Annotated in this window: 21 protein-coding genes; 4 read left to right on the top strand and 17 right to left on the bottom strand. The window is 66.7% G+C overall.

The window, feature by feature from the left end; all coding sequences use genetic code 11:
- Positions 1 to 620: 620 nt before the first annotated feature.
- The 3 genes from V3B41_RS19930 to rlmE all read right to left on the bottom strand — a co-directional run bounded on the left by V3B41_RS19930 (position 621) and on the right by rlmE (position 3,545).
- Positions 621 to 806, bottom strand: coding sequence for a hypothetical protein (locus V3B41_RS19930; RefSeq protein WP_043034328.1), 186 nt, complete (start codon positions 804 to 806; stop codon positions 621 to 623).
- A gap of 102 nt (positions 807 to 908) precedes the next feature.
- The gene (gene ftsH, locus V3B41_RS19925; RefSeq protein WP_010485966.1) at positions 909 to 2,843 is read right to left on the bottom strand and encodes an ATP-dependent zinc metalloprotease FtsH; all 1,935 of its coding nucleotides are present in this window, start codon (positions 2,841 to 2,843) and stop codon (positions 909 to 911) included.
- A gap of 69 nt (positions 2,844 to 2,912) precedes the next feature.
- Positions 2,913 to 3,545, bottom strand: coding sequence for a 23S rRNA (uridine(2552)-2'-O)-methyltransferase RlmE (gene rlmE / locus V3B41_RS19920; RefSeq protein ID WP_005409014.1), 633 nt, complete (start codon positions 3,543 to 3,545; stop codon positions 2,913 to 2,915).
- 65 nt (positions 3,546 to 3,610) lie between these two features.
- Between rlmE and yhbY the strand changes: the two genes are divergently transcribed.
- Both yhbY and V3B41_RS19910 read left to right on the top strand, forming a co-directional pair.
- Positions 3,611 to 3,916: a ribosome assembly RNA-binding protein YhbY gene (gene yhbY, locus V3B41_RS19915; protein WP_004152868.1), complete on the top strand. Its 306-nt coding sequence runs from the start codon at positions 3,611 to 3,613 to the stop codon at positions 3,914 to 3,916.
- Between the two features lie 13 nt (positions 3,917 to 3,929).
- Positions 3,930 to 4,304, top strand: a complete 375-nt coding sequence (locus V3B41_RS19910; protein WP_010485970.1) for an Mth938-like domain-containing protein — start codon at positions 3,930 to 3,932, stop codon at positions 4,302 to 4,304.
- Positions 4,305 to 4,453: 149 nt separating this feature from the next.
- Here V3B41_RS19910 and V3B41_RS19905 read toward each other — a convergent pair whose 3' ends face one another.
- Genes V3B41_RS19905 through surE form a run of 4 tightly spaced genes read right to left on the bottom strand, consistent with a single transcriptional unit; the run spans position 4,454 to position 7,319 of the window.
- A complete protein-coding gene (locus tag V3B41_RS19905; protein WP_049429574.1) occupies positions 4,454 to 5,236 on the bottom strand; it encodes a peptidoglycan DD-metalloendopeptidase family protein in 783 nt (260 codons plus the stop codon).
- The gene (locus V3B41_RS19900; RefSeq protein WP_014036746.1) at positions 5,233 to 5,847 is read right to left on the bottom strand and encodes a YqaA family protein; all 615 of its coding nucleotides are present in this window, start codon (positions 5,845 to 5,847) and stop codon (positions 5,233 to 5,235) included. Before V3B41_RS19900 ends, V3B41_RS19905 begins: the two co-directional genes overlap by 4 nt.
- 18 nt (positions 5,848 to 5,865) lie before the next feature.
- Positions 5,866 to 6,543: a protein-L-isoaspartate(D-aspartate) O-methyltransferase gene (locus tag V3B41_RS19895; RefSeq protein ID WP_295548743.1), complete on the bottom strand. Its 678-nt coding sequence runs from the start codon at positions 6,541 to 6,543 to the stop codon at positions 5,866 to 5,868.
- Positions 6,540 to 7,319, bottom strand: coding sequence for a 5'/3'-nucleotidase SurE (gene surE / locus V3B41_RS19890; RefSeq protein WP_012510655.1), 780 nt, complete (start codon positions 7,317 to 7,319; stop codon positions 6,540 to 6,542). The genes V3B41_RS19895 and surE overlap by 4 nt, the downstream gene beginning before the upstream one ends.
- A gap of 208 nt (positions 7,320 to 7,527) precedes the next feature.
- Here surE and V3B41_RS19885 point away from each other — a divergent pair, with 208 nt between their 5' ends.
- A complete protein-coding gene (locus V3B41_RS19885) occupies positions 7,528 to 8,067 on the top strand; it encodes a Smr/MutS family protein (protein WP_049429576.1) in 540 nt (179 codons plus the stop codon).
- Positions 8,068 to 8,282: 215 nt separating this feature from the next.
- On the opposite strand, the gene truD is transcribed toward V3B41_RS19885, so the two are convergent.
- The 10 genes from truD to V3B41_RS19835 form a co-directional block, all read right to left on the bottom strand.
- Positions 8,283 to 9,314: a tRNA pseudouridine(13) synthase TruD gene (gene truD / locus V3B41_RS19880; RefSeq protein ID WP_049429577.1), complete on the bottom strand. Its 1,032-nt coding sequence runs from the start codon at positions 9,312 to 9,314 to the stop codon at positions 8,283 to 8,285.
- Positions 9,311 to 9,808 (bottom strand): 2-C-methyl-D-erythritol 2,4-cyclodiphosphate synthase, encoded by a 498-nt coding sequence (gene ispF, locus V3B41_RS19875; RefSeq protein ID WP_049429578.1) that lies wholly within the window; start codon positions 9,806 to 9,808, stop codon positions 9,311 to 9,313. The genes truD and ispF overlap by 4 nt, the downstream gene beginning before the upstream one ends.
- Before the next feature lie 34 nt (positions 9,809 to 9,842).
- Positions 9,843 to 10,541 (bottom strand): 2-C-methyl-D-erythritol 4-phosphate cytidylyltransferase, encoded by a 699-nt coding sequence (gene ispD / locus V3B41_RS19870; protein WP_049429579.1) that lies wholly within the window; start codon positions 10,539 to 10,541, stop codon positions 9,843 to 9,845.
- Positions 10,538 to 10,891, bottom strand: coding sequence for a cell division protein FtsB (gene ftsB / locus V3B41_RS19865; RefSeq protein WP_100443622.1), 354 nt, complete (start codon positions 10,889 to 10,891; stop codon positions 10,538 to 10,540). The genes ispD and ftsB overlap by 4 nt, the downstream gene beginning before the upstream one ends.
- Before the next feature lie 4 nt (positions 10,892 to 10,895).
- The gene (eno, locus tag V3B41_RS19860) at positions 10,896 to 12,188 is read right to left on the bottom strand and encodes a phosphopyruvate hydratase (protein ID WP_049429549.1); all 1,293 of its coding nucleotides are present in this window, start codon (positions 12,186 to 12,188) and stop codon (positions 10,896 to 10,898) included.
- 96 nt (positions 12,189 to 12,284) lie between these two features.
- The gene (locus tag V3B41_RS19855; RefSeq protein ID WP_197620673.1) at positions 12,285 to 12,614 is read right to left on the bottom strand and encodes a hypothetical protein; all 330 of its coding nucleotides are present in this window, start codon (positions 12,612 to 12,614) and stop codon (positions 12,285 to 12,287) included.
- Entirely contained in the window at positions 12,614 to 12,961 is a 348-nt protein-coding gene (locus tag V3B41_RS19850; RefSeq protein ID WP_049429548.1) for a hypothetical protein, read from the bottom strand. The genes V3B41_RS19855 and V3B41_RS19850 overlap by 1 nt, the downstream gene beginning before the upstream one ends.
- On the bottom strand, positions 12,958 to 13,788 hold the full coding sequence (gene kdsA / locus V3B41_RS19845) for a 3-deoxy-8-phosphooctulonate synthase (RefSeq protein WP_014036736.1): 831 nt from the start codon (positions 13,786 to 13,788) through the stop codon (positions 12,958 to 12,960). The genes V3B41_RS19850 and kdsA overlap by 4 nt, the downstream gene beginning before the upstream one ends.
- 89 nt (positions 13,789 to 13,877) lie before the next feature.
- Positions 13,878 to 15,542: a CTP synthase gene (locus tag V3B41_RS19840; protein WP_005408998.1), complete on the bottom strand. Its 1,665-nt coding sequence runs from the start codon at positions 15,540 to 15,542 to the stop codon at positions 13,878 to 13,880.
- Positions 15,543 to 15,942: 400 nt separating this feature from the next.
- On the bottom strand, positions 15,943 to 16,176 hold the full coding sequence (locus tag V3B41_RS19835; protein WP_049429546.1) for a hypothetical protein: 234 nt from the start codon (positions 16,174 to 16,176) through the stop codon (positions 15,943 to 15,945).
- 172 nt (positions 16,177 to 16,348) lie between these two features.
- Here V3B41_RS19835 and parE point away from each other — a divergent pair, with 172 nt between their 5' ends.
- Positions 16,349 to 18,238, top strand: coding sequence for a DNA topoisomerase IV subunit B (gene parE, locus V3B41_RS19830; protein ID WP_049429545.1), 1,890 nt, complete (start codon positions 16,349 to 16,351; stop codon positions 18,236 to 18,238).
- Positions 18,239 to 18,273: the final 35 nt, after the last annotated feature.

The following is an 18,273-nucleotide window of genomic DNA, read 5'->3' as shown; positions in this document are numbered from 1 at the left end:
CACCCGCCGAGGCCAGAGCGACAGCAACAGCCGGAGCAACAGCGGGTTTACTGAAGAATGGCGGGGTGGGGGGGGGGGGGGGGGGGGGGGGGGCGGCGGGGGAGGGTGGAGGGGGGGCGGCGGCGCCGCGGGGCCCCCCCCCCCCCCCCCCCCCCCCCCCCCCCCCCCCCCCCCCCCCCCCCACCCCGCCTTCGACAATTTCTCGCGATCTGCAGTAGATCCACGCCATGCGTGGATGAATCTCCATCGGAATCAAACATTTCGAATTGGAATCGAAATGTCTCCACGCATGGCGTGGATCTACCGTGTCGACCAAGGTCGACACCTACCAGCAGCTGCCGAAATCTGTCAGAGGTGGGGCGGTGTGGGCAGGCAGGACCGTTGGCGCCATGGATGGCGCCATCGAGCCCCCATGGGTGAGGGGGCTTTGCTTGCGAAGCATTGCTTCGCAAGCGCCCGAACGCACAGCCGCCAGCGGCTGGGCCGGACCGCGGAGCGGGGTTTACGGCGTGTCCTGCCTGCCCACACCGCCCCGCCATCCCACGGACAGCCAGCTTCTGCTGTTGCTTCGGCCGTTGCTTGAAGCTTCGGCAGGTGCAGGGCGCAGCCCTGCCGCGCCCTCAACGGCGGCGGCGCTTGCGATCCACGTACAGGGTCTTGGCAATGCTCAGCACGATGCCGACACCGATACCCACCACGCAGCCCAGCAGCAGGTTGTCGGCGCCCAGGCCCACACCCACGCCGACCACGGTGGCGATGACCATTTCGACGGTGTGGGAAATCGGTTCGGGCTTCGGGGCGGACATGCGGGCTCCAGCGTCAGTGCGGTTCTTCGGGATGGGCCAGTGGCCCGGAAACGACGAAGCCGGGTTGCCCCGGCCTCGTCTGGTGTCACATGCAGCGGGCCGTCAGTGCGATTCGGCCGGGCCTGCGATCGGCGGCAGCGGACGGGCGTCGCCGCCCTTGTCGTTGCCACCGTCCTTGTTCGACTTGTTCCAGCCGGCCGGCGGCGGCGGATCGCGGCCCTCCATGATGGCGTCGATCTGCGGCGCGTCGATGGTCTCGTACTGCAGCAGCAGCTGGGACATCGCGTGCAGCTTGTCCAGGTTGGCCGTCATCAGCTCGGTGGTGCGTGCGTATGCCTCGTCGAGGATGTTGCGCACTTCCTCGTCGATGCGGCGCGCGGTGTCGTTGGAGACACTCTTGTGCTGGGTGACCGAACGGCCCAGGAACACTTCGTCGTCCTCTTCGCCATAGGCGATCGGGCCAAGCTGATCGGAAAGACCCCACTTGGTGACCATGTTGCGGGCCATCTTGGTGGCACGTTCGATGTCGTTGGAGGCCCCGGTGGTGACCTTGTCGGCACCGAAGATCAACTCCTCTGCCACGCGGCCGCCGTACAGCGAGCACAGCTGCGACTTGATGGCCACGCGGTTCATCGAGTACTTGTCGCCTTCCGGCAGGTACATGGTCACACCCAGCGCGCGGCCGCGCGGGATGATGGTGACCTTGTAGACCGGGTCGTGCTCGGGCACCAGGCGGCCAACGATGGCGTGGCCGGCTTCGTGGTAGGCGGTGAGGGTCTTCTCCTCCTCGCTCATGGCCATCGAACGGCGCTCGGCACCCATCAGGATCTTGTCGCGGGCACGGTCGAAGTGGTCCATGCGGACTTCCTTCTCGTTGCCACGTGCGGCAAACAGGGCGGCCTCGTTGCAGAGATTGGCCAGGTCGGCGCCGGAGAAGCCCGGGGTACCGCGCGCGATCACCATCGGCTCGACATCGTCGGCCAGCGGCAGCTTGCGCATGTGGACCTTCAGGATGTGCTCGCGGCCCTTCACGTCCGGCAGGCCGACCACGACCTGGCGATCGAAACGGCCCGGGCGCAGCAGCGCCGGATCCAGCACGTCCGGACGGTTGGTCGCGGCGATCACGATCACGCCTTCGCCACCTTCGAAACCGTCCATCTCGACCAGCAGCTGGTTCAGGGTCTGCTCGCGCTCGTCGTGACCGCCGCCCAGGCCGGCGCCACGGTGGCGACCGACGGCGTCGATTTCGTCGATGAAGATGATGCACGGCGCGTGCTTCTTGGCCTGCTCGAACATGTCACGCACGCGGCTGGCGCCGACGCCGACGAACATTTCAACGAAGTCCGAACCGGAGATCGAGAAGAACGGCACCTTGGCTTCGCCGGCGATGGCCTTGGCCAGCAGCGTCTTGCCGGTACCCGGCGGGCCCACCATCAGCACGCCGCGCGGAATCTTGCCGCCCAGCTTGGTGAACTTGGACGGGTCGCGAAGGAAGTCGACCAGTTCACCCACTTCTTCCTTGGCCTCGTCGCAGCCGGCGACGTCGGCGAAGGTGACCTTGATCTGGTCTTCGCCCTGCAGCTTGGCGCGCGACTTGCCGAAGGACATCGCGCCCTTGGCACCGCCGCCACCGCCCTGCATCTGGCGCATGATGAACAACCAGAAGCCGATGATCAGGATGACCGGCAGGAAATTCATCAGGATCGCGCCGAGGGAAATGCCGCTGGACGGCTCCTCCTGCACGATCTCCACGTTCTTGGTGCGCAGCACGTTGATCAGGTCACGATCGAAAGGCGCGGTGATGGTGGACGACTGCCCACCGCGGGTGGTGTAGGTCAGCTGGCTGGTGCCGCCGCGCATGTCGCCGCCGAAGGCGACCTTCTGCACGTTGCCGCTGTCCACCTGGTCCAGGAACTGCGAATACGACGCGCCCTGCGCCCCGGCCCCGGAGGACTTGGGCGAGAAGCTCTGGAAGACCACCATCAGCACGACGGCGACGACCACCCATAGCAGGAGGTTCTTGGTCAAGTCGTTCATCCTCATTGGCTCCGGTGTTCCTCTCAGTGCTGGCGTTGCGTTGGGGTCGAACTTGCGTACGTTGCGAGCTTACTTCATGTGGGCGCGTTTTCCCTGACCCAAGGCATACACCTCGGGAGAGCGCTTGCGCGAGGCTTCCGGCTTGCGGATGGAGACTTTGTCGTACCGGCGGCGCATGTCGCGCACGTAGTCGTCAAAGCCCTCGCCCTGGAACAGCTTGATCAGGAATGCCCCACCGGTTTTCAGGTGGTTGTCGGCAAAATCCAGGGCCAGCTCCGCCAGGTGCATCATCCGCGGCTGGTCGACCGCGCCCACACCACTCTTATTGGGGGCCATGTCCGACAGCACAAGGTCTACCGGCTGATCCCCGAGCATGGCTTCAAACTGTGATAGAACGGCTTCTTCCCTGAAGTCACCATGAAGGAACTCGACGCCGGCCAGCGGCGGCATGTCCAGGATGTCCAGGGCCAGCACGCGGCCGGTGTCGCCGATCTGTCTCCGAACCTGCTGAGACCAGCCGCCCGGGGCCGCGCCGAGGTCGACCACCACCATGTGCGGCTTCAGCAACCGGTCACGTTCCAGCAGCTCTTCGAGCTTGTAGGCGGCGCGCGAGCGCATGCCTTCGGCCTGGGCCTTCTTCACGAAGGGGTCGGAGAAGTGTTCCTTGAGCCAGCGCTGGCTGCTTTTGCTGCGGGTAGCCATTGAAAATAGGGGCTGATGGGGTCCTCATGATACCCTGATCGCCCCATTCAACCGTGTTTTCCTGCATGTCCATCGCCCTGACCGCTTCCCAGACCCGTTTCCTGCGCGGCCAAGCCCACGACCTGAAGGCCCTGCTGCAGACCGGCGGCAAGGGTGTGACCCCGGCCTTCATCGCTGAGCTGAACGAAGTGCTGGAGCGCCACGAGCTGGTCAAGGTGAAGGTCGCTGCCGAAGACCGCGACGCCCGTGACGTGATGATCGGCGAGATCGTCGAAGCCACCGAAAGCGCGCTGGTGCAGCGCATCGGCCACGTCGCCGTGCTGTACCGCCCGAGCAAGGAACAGCGACAGATCGTGCTGCCGCGCGGCTGATCGCCCTACTGCCATGCAGCTGAACCACGAACCGCCAGATTACGCCTACAGCCTGCGCGCCGCCGATGGCCGCTCGGCCCGGGTCAACGAGCTGGTGCTGGGCAGCAGCTTCTTCCTGACCCCGGACCAGCTGGTCGAGCGCTGGCCGGTGAAGCAGGCCACCGAACTGCAGCTGGCCGACCTGGAGCCGATCCTGGCGCTGAACCCGGCGCTGATCGTGCTCGGCACCGGTGACCGCCAGGTGTTCCCGCCGGCGGTGGTGATGGCCGCCTGCCTGTCACGCGGCATCGGCCTGGAAGTGATGAACAATCCGGCCGCCGCACGCACCTTCAACATCCTGGCCGGCGAAGGCCGCAAGGTTGCCGCCGCCTTCATTCTCGAAGGCTGACGTGGTGCCGCCGGGCATGGCCCGGCGCTACCCTGGATCACACTCGACTCTGTAGCGCCCGAGCCCACGCTCGGGCGGCGCCGCATCGCAGCGAAGAGCAGCCGAGCATGGCTCGGCTCTACATGTGGCGCTGCCCGTCTCTGCCTGCGTCAGCGCGCCGGCAGATACTGCTGCGGGTCGACCGGCTTGCCGTTGTAGCGGATCTCGAAGTGGACCATGTCGCGGTTCGCACCGGTACGGCCCATTTCGGCGATCTGCTCACCGGCCTTCACGCTCTGGCCTTCGTTCACCAGGCGTTTGCGGTTGTGGCCATAGGCCGACAGCCACTGGTCACTGTGCTTGATGATGATCAGCTCGCCATAACCGACCAGGCCGGCACCGGAGTACACCACCACGCCATTGGCGGTGGCCTTCACCGCCTGGCCGCTGGTGCCGGCGATATCCACGCCCTGCTTGGTCGCATCACCGGCCACGTAGCGGCCAACGATGGCGCCGTCAGCCGGCCAGCGCCAGGCGATGTTGCTCTTCACCGGGCCGACCGGCGCCGGGGCTGGCGTGGTGCTGCCCGTGCTGCCACCGCCGGAACGCGGCGGGGTCACCACCGTGGTCGGCGCGCGGCCACCGCTGGCACCGGCCGGATACAGGCGGATCACCTGGCCCGGATGAATGGTCGACGGGTTGTCCAGGCTGTTCCAGGCGATCAGGTCGGCCGGAGTGATGTCATGGATGCGGGCCAGCGCATAGATGGTGTCGCCCTTGCGCACCACCACGGTCTGCCCGGGCTTGGGCACCGAGGTCTTCGGCGTGGTCACGCCACCAGTGCTGCCGCCGCCCGGGCGGACCACGGTGGCGGTGCCGCAGGCGGCCAGGGTTGAAACCAGCAACGCCAGCGCGCCGATGCGCACTCCCTTGCTCAGACGATCAGGATTCATGCGAACTTCGACCTCCATACAAGCCAGGCGATCAGCACCACCACCAACGCGGTGGCGATCCAGCCCAGCGGTTCAATCCAGCGACGCAGTGCCGCTTCAGCACGCGCACCACCGATACGGATGACCGCAGCCAGCACGAACACGCGCTTGCCACGACCGATCAGCATGCTCAACAGGTACTGCGGCATCGGTACACCGACGATACCCGATGCCCACGTGAAGACCTTCATCGGGATGGGCATGAAGCCGCCCAGCACCAGGAAGGTGAACACCGCCCAGGGCGACTCGGCCATCTTCGCCTGCACGGTGGTGATGCCCTGCTCGATGGCCGGCAGCATGCCCAGCGCTTCGAACAGCGGCTTGATCGCCTCGAAGGCGTAATGACCCAGTGCATAGCCGACCAGCGCGCCGACCATCGAGCCGGCCAGGCTGAGGGTGGCGAACCACCAGCCACGCTTGGGCTGGGCCACGCACATCGGCGCCAGCATTACTTCCGGCATCACCGGGAAGATGATCGCCTCGAAGAAGCTCAACACCGTCAGGTAGGTCGGCGCGCGTTCGTGCGCCGCCCACTTCATCGCCCGCTCGTACAGCGGCCCGAAAATCTTCATGCAACCCTGCTCCGTGGATTAGTCGAGCATGCCGGACAGCAGCGGCACGAAGGTGACCGGCGCCAGCACGCGTTGTTCGATGCTGCCGTCAGCCTTGCGGTCCAGCTGCACCAGCGACTGCCCGCCCGGCCCACCGACCGGCGCCACCAGGCGGCCGCCCTCGGCCAGCTGCCCGACCAGTTCATCGACCAGTGCGGGCGCTGCAGCGGTGACCACGATGGCATCGAACGGGCCATGCTCGGCCCAGCCGGCGCGGCCGTCGTCGTGCTTGGTGCGGATGTTCATGCCCAGCGCACGGAAGCGCTTGCGCGCCTGTCGCAGCAGGTCGCCGATGCGCTCGACGGTGTAGATTTCCAGGCCCAGCGCGCCGAGCACGGCGGCCTGGTAGCCGGAACCGGTACCGACTTCCAGCACTTTCTTCGGCGAGACCTGCAGCACGGCTTCGGTCATGCGCGCCACCACCCACGGCTGGGAGATGGTCTGGCCGTGGCCGATCGGCAGGGCGGTGTCTTCGTAGGCGCGTGACGCAAGCGCTTCGTCGATGAACAGATGACGTGGCACCACCCGGATCGCATTCAAGGTCGGCTCGTCGACGATGCCGGCCTCGCGCAGGCGATCGACCAGGCGGTCACGCACGCGCTGCGAGGTCATGCCGATACCAACGGCTTCCGGTTGCAGGCGAAGGCGTGGACTCATGCCGGCTGGTCCAGCGCGGCGCTGAGGCCGCCGACCCAGCTGGCCACCTTCTCCAGGGCCTGGTAGCGGGTCAGGTCGACCTGGATGGGGGTGATCGAGATGTGGCCGGTGCGTACCGCGTGGAAATCGGTACCGGGGCCGGAGTCCTGCTCACGACCGGCCGGGCCGATCCAGTAGACCTCGTTGCCGCGCGGGTCCTTCTGCGCGATGCAGCCTTCGGCGCGATGGCGGTTGCCCAGGCGCGTGACCTCGAAGCCTTTGACCTCGTTCCACGGCAGGTCCGGCACGTTGACGTTGAGGATGGTGTCGGCGGGCAGCGGATCGGCCTTGAGCCGGGCAACGATCTCGACCGCGGCGCGCGCTGCGGTCTCGAAATGCTTCGGGTCGTGATTGCGGCTGACCAGTGAAACAGCAACCGCCGGCAGGCCGAGGAAACGACCTTCCATCGCCGCCGAGACGGTGCCGGAATAGATCACGTCATCGCCGAGGTTGGCAGCATTGTTGATGCCGGACACGACAATGTCGGGCTCGAATTCAAGCAGGCCGGTCAGCGCCAGGTGCACGCAGTCGGTGGGCGTACCTGCCACCGAGACGGTGTAATGGTCGATGCGCTTGAGGCGGATCGGCAGGTCCAGGGTCAGCGAGTTGCTGGCACCGGAGCGATCGCGGTCGGGTGCGACCACCGTGACTTCGTGTCCAGCCTCGCGCAGCACCGAGGCCAGCATCCGGATGCCTGCGGCGTCGACACCGTCGTCGTTACTCACCAGGATTCGCATCTTCGATTTAACCGCTTGATTTTCCAAGAATTCGATTCCGTCACCGTGCAGTGTGGGCGGGACCGTCGTGCTCCCTGCGGAAGCCGTCGACCCTGCAAGGGCATCATCTATTGTGCCGCATGCGAGCCGCCGGTCCTACCCTGCCGGCGGTCACGACCGACATTGAACCGTCATAGGCAGACCTGCGCCGGCGGTTTACCCTGTGCGCATGTCGCACCCTGAAGACGAAGATCCGGCCGCATTGTTCCGTGCGGCCATCGGCGAAGTGACGCCGCTGCGCAAGGATGCCGAGCCGGCCCCCGCCGCGCCCCGGCCGAAGCCGCGCGCGCGCATGGCCGAACGCGACGAGGCCGAAGCGGCCGGCGAGTTCGCTCGGCTGCTGCGCGACAGCTCCCCGCTGGAAGCCGGCGACGTGGCCAGCTATCGCCGCGACAACCTGCCGCCGCGCCTGTTCCAGCGCCTGAAGCGTGGCCAGTATTCGGTGCAGGACGAACTGGACCTGCATGGTGCCACTGCCGCGCAGGCACAGACGCTGCTGCGCCAGTTCCTGCTGGAGGCGCATGCACACGAGTACGGCTGCGTGCGCATCATCCATGGCAAGGGATTGCAGTCCGATGGTGGCGCGCCGGTGCTGAAGAACCTGGTCGATCGCCTGCTGCGGCTGCGCAACGACGTGCTGGCCTTCCATTCGGCGCCGACCGGACAAGGCGGCACCGGCGCGGTGCTGGTGCTGCTGGCGCGACGATGAAAAAAGGGGACGCCATGCATCCAGGTAGAGTCGACTGTCAGTCGACTGCTCTTCCAGCGGCACGCGAATACCCCGCGCTGCGCGCGCAAGTCGACTAACAGTCGACTCTACCGCGCGCCCTGCTCAGGCCGAACCGAGTTCGTGCAGCACAGCGGTGTAGAGTCGACTGTCAGTCGACTGCTCTTCCAGCGGCGCGCGAAAACCGCGCGCCCTGGTCAGGCCTGCGAAGCGTCTTCGACGGGGCCGAGCTCGTGCAGCACGGCCGTCGCGTAGCAGCCGGGCGGCAATGCGAACGACAGCTCCAGCACGTCATCGGCCAGCCACTGGTGCTGCAGCAGCGCCGGGCGCAGGCGCAGCGCGCGGCGCTCCTGCTTCAGGCGCGCGTCTTCCAGGCCGGCCCGCAGCGCCTTCGATTCCTCGTCGTCCAGCGCGGCCAGCTCCAGCTCGCGTGCCGCTTCGGTGCTGCGCAGCTCGCCTTCGCCCCACAGCGGCGCGCTGGGATGGATGTCGAAACGCGTCAGGCGCTCGGCCAGCACGTCGGTGTACGGCTCGGGTCCGAACACGCTGCGGCTGCCATCGAGCATCCACACTTCACCGTCCAGCGGCTGATCCCAGCTGCCCTGCTCCACGCGCGCGGCCAGCACACGGTTGAACAGCGCCGAGCGGGCCGCCGACAGCAGCAATGAACGCTGGTCCTTGCGCATGCGGCGGCCACCGAACATCGCCAGTGCCGCCGGCACGTTGCCGCCGTCGCGGCCGAAGCGCTGCTCACCGAACCAGTTCGGCAGGCCGCGCCCGGCAATCTGCTGCAGGCGCTCGCTGATCGCAGTGGCATCACCCTGCACCTCGCGCAGCACCAGCTTGAAGCGGTTGCCAGCCAGTGCGCCACGCTGCAGCTTGCGGTTGTGCCATGTGGACTCGATCACTTCGATCTCGTCACCGGCCAGCTCGGCCAGGTCCGGCGCAACGCGCTTGGGCAGGTGCACGCTGAAACGCTGGGTAGTGACCGCGTGGCGATCCTTCATGCCCGCGTAGCTCACCGCCATTTCCGGCAGGCCGGCCCACTTGGCCAGCAGCTTGGCCACATGCACGGTGTTGGCACCGCGCTTGCGGATGTGCAGCAACAGGTGCTCGCCTTCGCCGGTGGCCTCGAAGGCGGGCAGCTCGTCGACCTGGAAATCTTCCGGCGTGGTGCGGATGCGCGCCGTCAACAACGGCGCACCGAACGCGAGCGGCAGCGGGATCATGCCGCCACCAGCAACACGACCGCCTGTGCGGCAATGCCTTCACCGCGCCCGGTGAAACCCAGCTTCTCCGACGTGGTTGCCTTCACGCTGACCGTATCCAGCGGCAACTGCAGCAGCTCGCCGATGCGCTCACGCATGGCCAGGGCATGCGGGCCGACCTTGGGCCGCTCGCAGATCACGGTGATGTCGGTGTTGCCGACACGCCAGCCGCGCTCGCGCAGCAGGGTGTCGCAATGGCGGACGAAATCGCTGCTGTCGGCGCCCTTCCAGCGGTCGTCACTGGGCGGGAAATGCTGGCCGATGTCACCCAGCGCCAGCGCACCGAGCATCGCATCGCACAAGGCGTGCAGGATCACGTCGCCGTCGCTGTGCGCAAGCACGCCACAGCTGTGTGGAACGTTCACGCCGCCAAGCATGATGTGATCGCCTTCGCCGAAGGCATGGACGTCATAGCCCTGGCCGATGCGGACGGGCGGGAACGGTGCGGTGCTCATGGATGCAACCCTTGCAGCAGGGCCGCGCGGGCAATCAGCTGGCGCGGCGGGAAAGTACGAATTCGAACCGGTCCAGATCGGCCGGGGTGGTGACCTTGAAGTTGTCCTCGCTGCCTTCCACCAGCAGCGGGCGCTGGCCCTGGCGCTCCATGGCCATCGCCTCGTCGGTGACGTCGACACCGGCGGCCGCGGCTTCGGACAACGCGCGGCTGAGTTGATGGCGACGGAACAACTGCGGGGTCAGCGCGCGCCACAGGCGCTCGCGCGGCTCGGTGCCATCGATGCCGCCGTCGTCACCCGCACGCTTGAGCGTGTCGCGCACCGGGGCAGCCAGGATCGCGCCGACCGGGTCGGCACGGCCGACCTCAAGCAGGCGGCCGAGATCGGCCGGCGACAGGTTCGGCCGCGCGGCATCGTGGACCAGTACGAACTCATCCGCGCGCACCGTTTCCGGCAGCGCCTGCAGGCCTGCCAGCACCGAAGCGGCGCGGGTCGCGCCACCAATGCAGGTCAACACCGGCTTGCCCACCCATTCGTTCCAGCCGGGCCAGTCGGCATCGTCCTGGCCGATCACCACCATCGCCCCGGCCACGGCCGGGTGCGCCAGCAGGGCGTCCAGGGTATGGGCAAGCAGGATCTGCCCACCTGCCTGCAGGTACTGCTTGGGCAACGGCGCGCCGAAGCGGGTGCCACGGCCGGCAGCCGGAACCACGACCCAGATCGCCGCACTCATGGCACGTCCGCCGGGTGTTCGCCGACCTGCGCACTGACACCTGCCGCAGGTTGCGGCGGTTGGACCGGCGCATCCTCGACCACGCGGTAGAACTTTTCGCCAGGCTTGATCATGCCCAGCTCGCTGCGCGCGCGTTCCTCGATGGCGGACTGGCCTTCCTTGAGGTCCTTCACTTCCGCAGCCAGCGCATCATTGCGCTGCTGCAGGCCCTCATTGTCCCGCTCCTGGTTGGCGACCTGGGCTTCGAGCATCATCACTTCGCCCGAATTGCCCGGACCGAACCAGAAGCGGTACTGCAGCCAGCCCAGCAGCAGGGCCAGCACCAGCAGCATCCAGCGCCAGTCGCGCATGGGTTCAGCGCTTCAGCGAAACGAACGCGTCACGACCGGCGTAACGCGCGCCAGCACCGAGGGCTTCCTCGATGCGCAGCAGCTGGTTGTACTTGGCCACGCGATCGCTGCGGCACAGCGAGCCGGTCTTGATCTGGGTGGCGGTGGTGGCCACGGCGATGTCGGCGATGGTGGTGTCTTCGGTTTCGCCCGAACGGTGCGAGACCACGGCAGCATAGCCGGCGCGGTCGGCCATGGCGATCGCTTCCAGGGTTTCGCTCAGGGTGCCGATCTGGTTGACCTTGATCAGGATCGCGTTGGCGGTGCCCGAGTCGATGCCTTCCTGGAAGATCTTCGGGTTGGTCACGAACAGGTCGTCACCGACCAGCTGCACCTTCTTGCCGATGCGGTCGGTCAGCAGCTTCCAGCCGCCCCAGTCGTTCTCGGCCAGACCGTCTTCGATCGTGATGATCGGGTACTGCGCGGCCCAGTCGGCGAGGAAGTCGACGAACTGCTCGGAGGTCAGGCGCTTGTTCTCGCCGACCAGGTTGTACTTGCCGTTCTCGAAGAACTCGCTGGACGCCACGTCCAGGCCCAGCAGCACGTCTTCACCCGCGGTGTAGCCGGCCTTGCCGATCGCTTCGAGGATGGTGTCCAGCGCTTCGACGTTGCTGCGGAAGTCCGGCGCGAAGCCGCCTTCGTCGCCGACCGCCGTGCTCAGGCCGTGGCCCTTCAGCACCGACTTCAGCGAATGGAAGATTTCGGTACCGGCGCGCAGCGCTTCGGAGAACGAGGTGAAGCCGACCGGCAGCACCATGAACTCCTGGAAGTCGACGTTGTTGTCGGCATGCGCACCGCCGTTGATGATGTTCATCATCGGCACCGGCAGCGACGGGGTCACGCCGGTCTTGGCGGCCAGGTACTGCCACAGTGCCTGCTTGCTCGATGCGGCGGCGGCATGCGCGGCGGCCATCGAAACACCCAGCAGTGCGTTGGCGCCCAGGCGGCCCTTGTTCTCGGTGCCGTCGAGGTCGATCAGGCGACGGTCGAGGCCGGCCTGGTCGGTGGCCTCGAAGCCCTTCAGCGCGGCGGCAATGGTGGTGTTGACGTTGTCGACGGCCTTGCGCACGCCCTTGCCCAGGTAACGGGTCTTGTCGCCGTCACGCAGCTCGACCGCTTCCTTGGTGCCGGTCGAGGCGCCGGAGGGAACCGCGGCACGACCGAACGAACCGTCCTCCAGGATGACTTCGGCTTCCAGCGTGGGGTTGCCACGGCTGTCGAGGATTTCACGGGCGTGGATGCTGCGGATCGTACTCATGGTCGGGCCGGTTACCTGTCTGGAGAGGGGGCGACAAAACGAATGCCGCGTGATTATCCCCGGCTGCCCGCCACTTGCCAAATGGCGCAGGCCGCTTCAGCCCCAGCTGGACCCGATCACGATCAGGACCATCGATACCAGCATCACCAGCAATGCACCGGCAATCGCCGCCAGGATGGGGCCACGCTGCCGACGCCAGGCCAGCACCATCGCCACCGGGCAGCCCAGGAAGGACAGCACCATCGTGACCAACGCGCCCAGCATCCACCATTGCGTGGCCTGCACGCCGTTGTTTCCGTCCCCCGGCGGCCGGAAGCCGGCCGTGAAGGCCAGCACGCCCACCACAAGGGCCATCCAGGTCAACAAGGCCAGGCCCAGAGCGATCAGCCCCCAGGGCCAGCCGCGCGCCGACGTGGTCGTATTCATCAAAGCACTCCGTAGAACAGGGCGCCGAACCACAGCGACAGCAGGATGATCGCCAGGCCGGCGGCCACCTTGCCACGGTTCAGGCGCCAGGCCAGTACGGCCGCAGCGGCGCAGCCCATGGCCGCTACCAACTCTGCGACCATCAGCCCGATGAAGTACGCGCGCAGATTGAGCGCGCTGCCACCATCACCCGGCGGCCGCACGGACGCTGCGCCGATCAGCACCAGGCCGAACATGCCCACGGTGAACAGCACGGCAAGGCCCAGTGCAATCAGGCCCCAGGGCCACTGCTTCCAGTGCCGGCGGCGGCGCTGGGCTTCCAGCGCCAGCCACGGGTCACGACTCACGCGAAGCGCGAGAAGCCGTGCTTCTTGGTCACCGCATCGAGTTCCATCAGGGTCTCGAGCAGCGCTTCCATCTGGTCCAGCGGCCACGCATTGGGGCCATCGGACAGTGCCTTGGACGGATCCGGATGGGTCTCGGCGAACAGGCCGGAGATGCCCACCGCCACGGCGGCACGGGCCAGCACCGGCACGTGCTCGCGCTGGCCGCCGGAACTGGTGCCCTGCCCGCCCGGCAGCTGCACCGAATGGGTGGCGTCGAACACCACCGGGCAACCGGTATCGCGCATCACCGCCAACGAACGCATGTCGCTGACCAGGTTGTTGTAGCCAAAGCTGGCACCCCGCTCGCAGACCATGATCTGCTCATTGCCGGTGGCCTTGGCCTTCTCAACGACCGGCTTCATGTCCCACGGCGCCAGGAACTGGCCCTTCTTGATGTTGACCGGCTTGCCGGCCGAGCACACCTTGCGGATGAAGTCGGTCTGGCGGACCAGGAACGCGGGGGTCTGCAGCACATCCACCACCGAGGCCACTTCGTCCATCGGGGTGTATTCGTGGACGTCGGTCAGCACCGGCACGCCGATCTGCTTCTTGACCTCGGCCAGGACCTTCAGGCCCTCTTCCATGCCCGGGCCGCGGAAGGCGGTGCCCGAGGTGCGGTTGGCCTTGTCGAAGCTGGACTTGAAGATGAAGTTGACGCCGAGCTTGTCGGTGACCTCCTTCAGCTTGCCGGCGGTATCGAGCTGCAGCTGCATCGACTCGATCACGCAGGGGCCAGCGATCAGGAACAGGGGCTGGTCCAGCCCGACCTCGAATCCACACAGTTTCATGGCGTTTCCTTGTTGTCCGCAGCACCGGACGGGCCGGTGCGCTGGGGGTTGAAGCATGCAGGATGGGGGCCGAAGCCCCCATCCACAAGTCAGGCACGCGCTTCGGAAAGCAGCTTGCCACCGGCCTTGCGCTCGCGCGCGGCACGGATGAAACCGATGAACAGCGGGTGGCCGTCACGCGGCGTGGACAGGAATTCCGGGTGCGCCTGGCAGGCCAGGAACCACGGGTGCGCATCGCGCGGCAGCTCGACCACTTCCACCAGGGTGTCATCCATCGACTTGCCGGCGATCACCAGGCCGGCATCTTCCAGCTGGGTGCGGTAGCGGTTGTTGAACTCGTAACGGTGGCGATGGCGCTCGGCGACCACGTCCTTGCCGTACAGCTCGCGGGCCAGCGTGCCCGGCTTCAAGCGCTGTTCCTGCAGGCCCAGGCGCATGGTGCCGCCAAGGTCGCTCTTGTCGTCGCGCTTCTCGACATCGCCGGTGGCGGTGCGCCACTCGGTGATCAGGCCGATCACCGGGTTCGGCGACTGGCGATCGTTCTCGGTGCTGTTGGCGCCTTCCAGGCCGACCACGTTGCGGGCGTAGTCCACCACCGCCGCCTGCATGCCGTAGCAGATGCCGAAGTACGGCACCTGCTGCTCGCGGGCGAACTTCGAGGTCAGCACCTTGCCTTCAAAGCCGCGGTCACCGAAGCCACCCGGCACCAGGATGCCGTCGACATCGGCCAGTGCGGCCATGTCGGTGCCTTCCAGATCCTGCGCTTCCAGCCACTTCAGGTTGACCTTGGTGCGCTGGCGCAGGCCGCCGTGCTTGAGGGCTTCGCCGACCGACTTGTAGGCGTCCTGGTGGTCGACGTACTTGCCGACCACGGCGATGGTCACTTCGTCCAGCGGGTGCAGGGTCGCATCGACCGCGTCTTCCCACATCGACAGGTCGACCGGACCGGCCTTGTCAGCCAGCTTCAGCTGGTTGACCACGATCTCGTCCAGGCCCTGCGCATGCAGGCCCGACGGAATGCGGTACAGCACGTCCACGTCCGGCACGCTGATGACGGCACGCTCGGAAACGTTGGTGAACTGGGCGATCTTGCGTCGCTCAGAATCCGGCACCGCCTGCTCGGAGCGGCACAGCAGCACGTCCGGCTGGATGCCGATCGAGCGCAGCTCCTTCACCGAATGCTGGGTCGGCTTGGTCTTCAGCTCACCGGCGGCGCCAATGTACGGCACCAGGGTGAGGTGCATGAACAGCGCCTTCTCCGGGCCACGCTCGGTGCGCACCTGGCGGATCGCTTCCAGGAACGGCAGCGACTCGATGTCGCCGACAGTACCGCCGATCTCGACCAGGGCCACGTCGTAGCCTTCGGTGGCTTCATCGATGCAGCGGCGGATCTCGTCGGTGATGTGCGGAATGACCTGCACGGTCGCGCCCAGGTAGTCGCCGCGGCGCTCCTTGCGGATCACGTTCTCGTAGATGCGGCCGGTGGTGACCGAGTTCTTGCGGCTCAGGCGGGTGCGCACGAAGCGCTCGTAGTGGCCCAGGTCGAGGTCGGTCTCGGCGCCGTCGTCGGTGACGTAGACCTCACCGTGCTGGAACGGGCTCATGGTGCCCGGGTCGACGTTGATGTACGGGTCGAGCTTCATCATCGTGACCTTCAGGCCACGGGCTTCGAGAATGGCGGCCAGTGACGCAGCGGCAATGCCTTTGCCGAGCGAGGACACCACGCCGCCGGTTACGAAAATCAAGGGAGTCATGGCTGCAAGCATCCTGTCTGGAAATGGAAAACGGCAGCACCACGCGCACCCGGAGGGCGGGCATGGAGCTTGAAGGGGGTTTTCCGGTTCGCTGGGGCAGCGAGGGAGGTGCTGGGCCGTGCGGCGGCAGGCGCCGGACGGGGACCACCCTGCGAGGTCGGGGCGGCCGTGCCGGTCATATCGACCGTCACCTGCGACCCGTATTGCTGGCGACCACGCATGGTCGTGCCAGCCCATTCGCAAAGGGTGGACACGCACTTACTCCCGGAAAGCCATAGTTTACAGATTGATGGCCGCCAACCCAAGAGGCAGTTGCGGCCATCACCCAAAAGAAACGCCCCGCTGGGCGGGGCGTCGGGGGGCGAATCCCTTGCGGCAAGGGCTTCGGAGGGTGGAAGGATTACTTCTTCTTCCTCGCCTCTTCTTCCTCTTCCTGCTGCGGGGCCGGCTGGCCCTGCGCCTTCATTTCGGCATTGGCCTGGGCGCGGCGCTTGGCCTTGGCATCGGCTTCGGCCTGCGCCTTGTCGGCCTGGTCACCCTGCTGCGGGGCCGGCTGGCCGGCGTTCTGCGCCACCACCAGCGGCACTGCAACGGCGGCAGCGGCCAGGATCGCAATGGTCAGCAACTTCTTCATGAGGTCCTCCTCGCGGTATGGCTTGGATGTTTCGACCCAACGGGGGTCGCCGGCGTTCAGATTCCAGCGACTGCCATTTTACCCCCTCCCCGCCGCCGAGGCTGAACCGCAGGCGTGCAAATTCGGCGCACAGACCGCACACTTGCGCGTCGCTCCGCGCTTTAGAAGATAGATGAACGCCCGCTATAACGCCGCCGATATTGAAGTCCTGTCCGGCCTTGACCCGGTCAAGCGCCGTCCCGGCATGTATACCGACACCGCGCGCCCGAACCACCTGGCGCAGGAAGTGATCGACAACTCGGTGGACGAGGCCCTCGCCGGCCACGCCCGCTCGATCGAGATCACCCTGTACAAGGACGGCAGCGTGGAGGTCAGCGATGACGGCCGCGGCATGCCGGTGGACATCCATCCGGAAGAGAAGATCCCGGGCGTCGAGCTGATCCTCACCCGCCTGCATGCGGGCGGCAAGTTCAGCAACAACAACTACACCTTCTCCGGCGGCCTGCACGGCGTCGGCGTCAGCGTGGTCAACGCGCTGTCGACCCTGGTGGAAGTGCACATCAAGCGCGAAGGCGCCGAACACCGCATCACCTTCCGCAACGGCGACCGCGCCACCCCGCTGGAAGTGGTCGGCACTGTCGGCAAGAAGAACACCGGTACCCGCGTGCGCTTCTGGCCGGACCCGAAGTACTTCGATACGCCGAAGTTCGCGGTGCGCGCGCTCAAGCACCTGCTGCGCGCCAAGGCCGTGCTGTGCCCGGGCCTGACCGTCAAGCTGACCGACGAGGCCACCGGCGAAGTCGACACCTGGTACTACGAAGACGGCCTGCGCGATTACCTGAAGCTGGAACTGGGCGAGCGCGAATCGCTGCCGGCCGACCTGTTCGTCGGCAACCTGAAGAAGGACACCGAGGTGGTGGACTGGGCCGTGGCCTGGCTGCCGGAAGGTGAACTGGTGCAGGAAAGCTACGTCAACCTGATTCCCACCGCCCAGCATGGCACCCACGTCAACGGCCTGCGTACCGGGCTGACCGAGGCGCTGCGCGAGTTCTGCGACTTCCGCAACCTGCTGCCGCGTGGCGTCAAGCTGGCCCCGGAAGACGTGTGGGACCGCGTGTCGTTCGTGCTGTCGCTGAAGATGACCGACCCGCAGTTCAGCGGCCAGACCAAGGAACGCCTGTCCTCGCGCCAGGCAGCCGGTTTCGTTGAAGGCGCCGCCCACGATGCCTTCAGCCTGCTGTTGAACCAGAACGTGGAGCTGGGCGAGAAGATCGCGCAGATCGCCATCGAGCGTGCCAGCGCACGCCTGAAGACCGAGAAGCTGGTCGTCCGCAAGAAGGTCACCCAGGGCCCGGCCCTGCCCGGCAAGCTGGCCGACTGCATCAGCCAGGACCTGTCGCGCACCGAGCTGTTCCTGGTGGAAGGTGACTCGGCAGGCGGCAGCGCCAAGCAGGCCCGCGACAAGGACTTCCAGGCCATCATGCCGTTGCGCGGCAAGATCCTGAACACCTGGGAAGTCTCGTCCAACAGCGTGCTGGCCTCGGAAGAAGTACACAACCTGGCCATCGCCATCGGCTGCGACCCGGGCAAGGATGACATCAGCGGCCTGCGCTACGGCAAGGTCATCATCCTGGCCGACGCGGACTCCGACGGCCTGCACATCGCAACGCTGCTGACCGCACTGTTCCTGAAGCACTTCCCGGCGCTGGTCGATGCCGGCCACGTGTTCGTGGCGATGCCGCCGCTGTTCCGCATCGACGTGGGCAAGCAGGTGTTCTACGCCCTGGACGAAGAGGAAAAGCGCTCGATGCTGGACAAGATCGAACGCGAGAAGATCAAGGGCGCCATCAACGTGACCCGCTTCAAGGGCCTGGGCGAGATGAACCCGCCGCAGCTGCGTGAATCCACCATCCACCCGGATACGCGCCGGCTGGTGCAGCTGACCGTGGACGATCGCGAACAGACAAGTTCGCTGATGGACATGCTGCTGGCCAAGAAGCGCGCCTCCGACCGCAAGGGCTGGCTGGAGTCGAAGGGCGACCTGGCCTCGCTGGAAGTCTGATGCCGCCGCGGGGTCAGATCCGTTTCCTGACAGGA

It is taken from the genome of Stenotrophomonas sp. SMYL89 (assembly GCF_036319985.1).
Taxonomy (GTDB): Bacteria; Pseudomonadota; Gammaproteobacteria; order Xanthomonadales; family Xanthomonadaceae; genus Stenotrophomonas; species Stenotrophomonas maltophilia_Q.
Note: the sequence above shows the minus strand (reverse complement) of the source record. Positions and strands in the feature narration are given on the sequence as shown.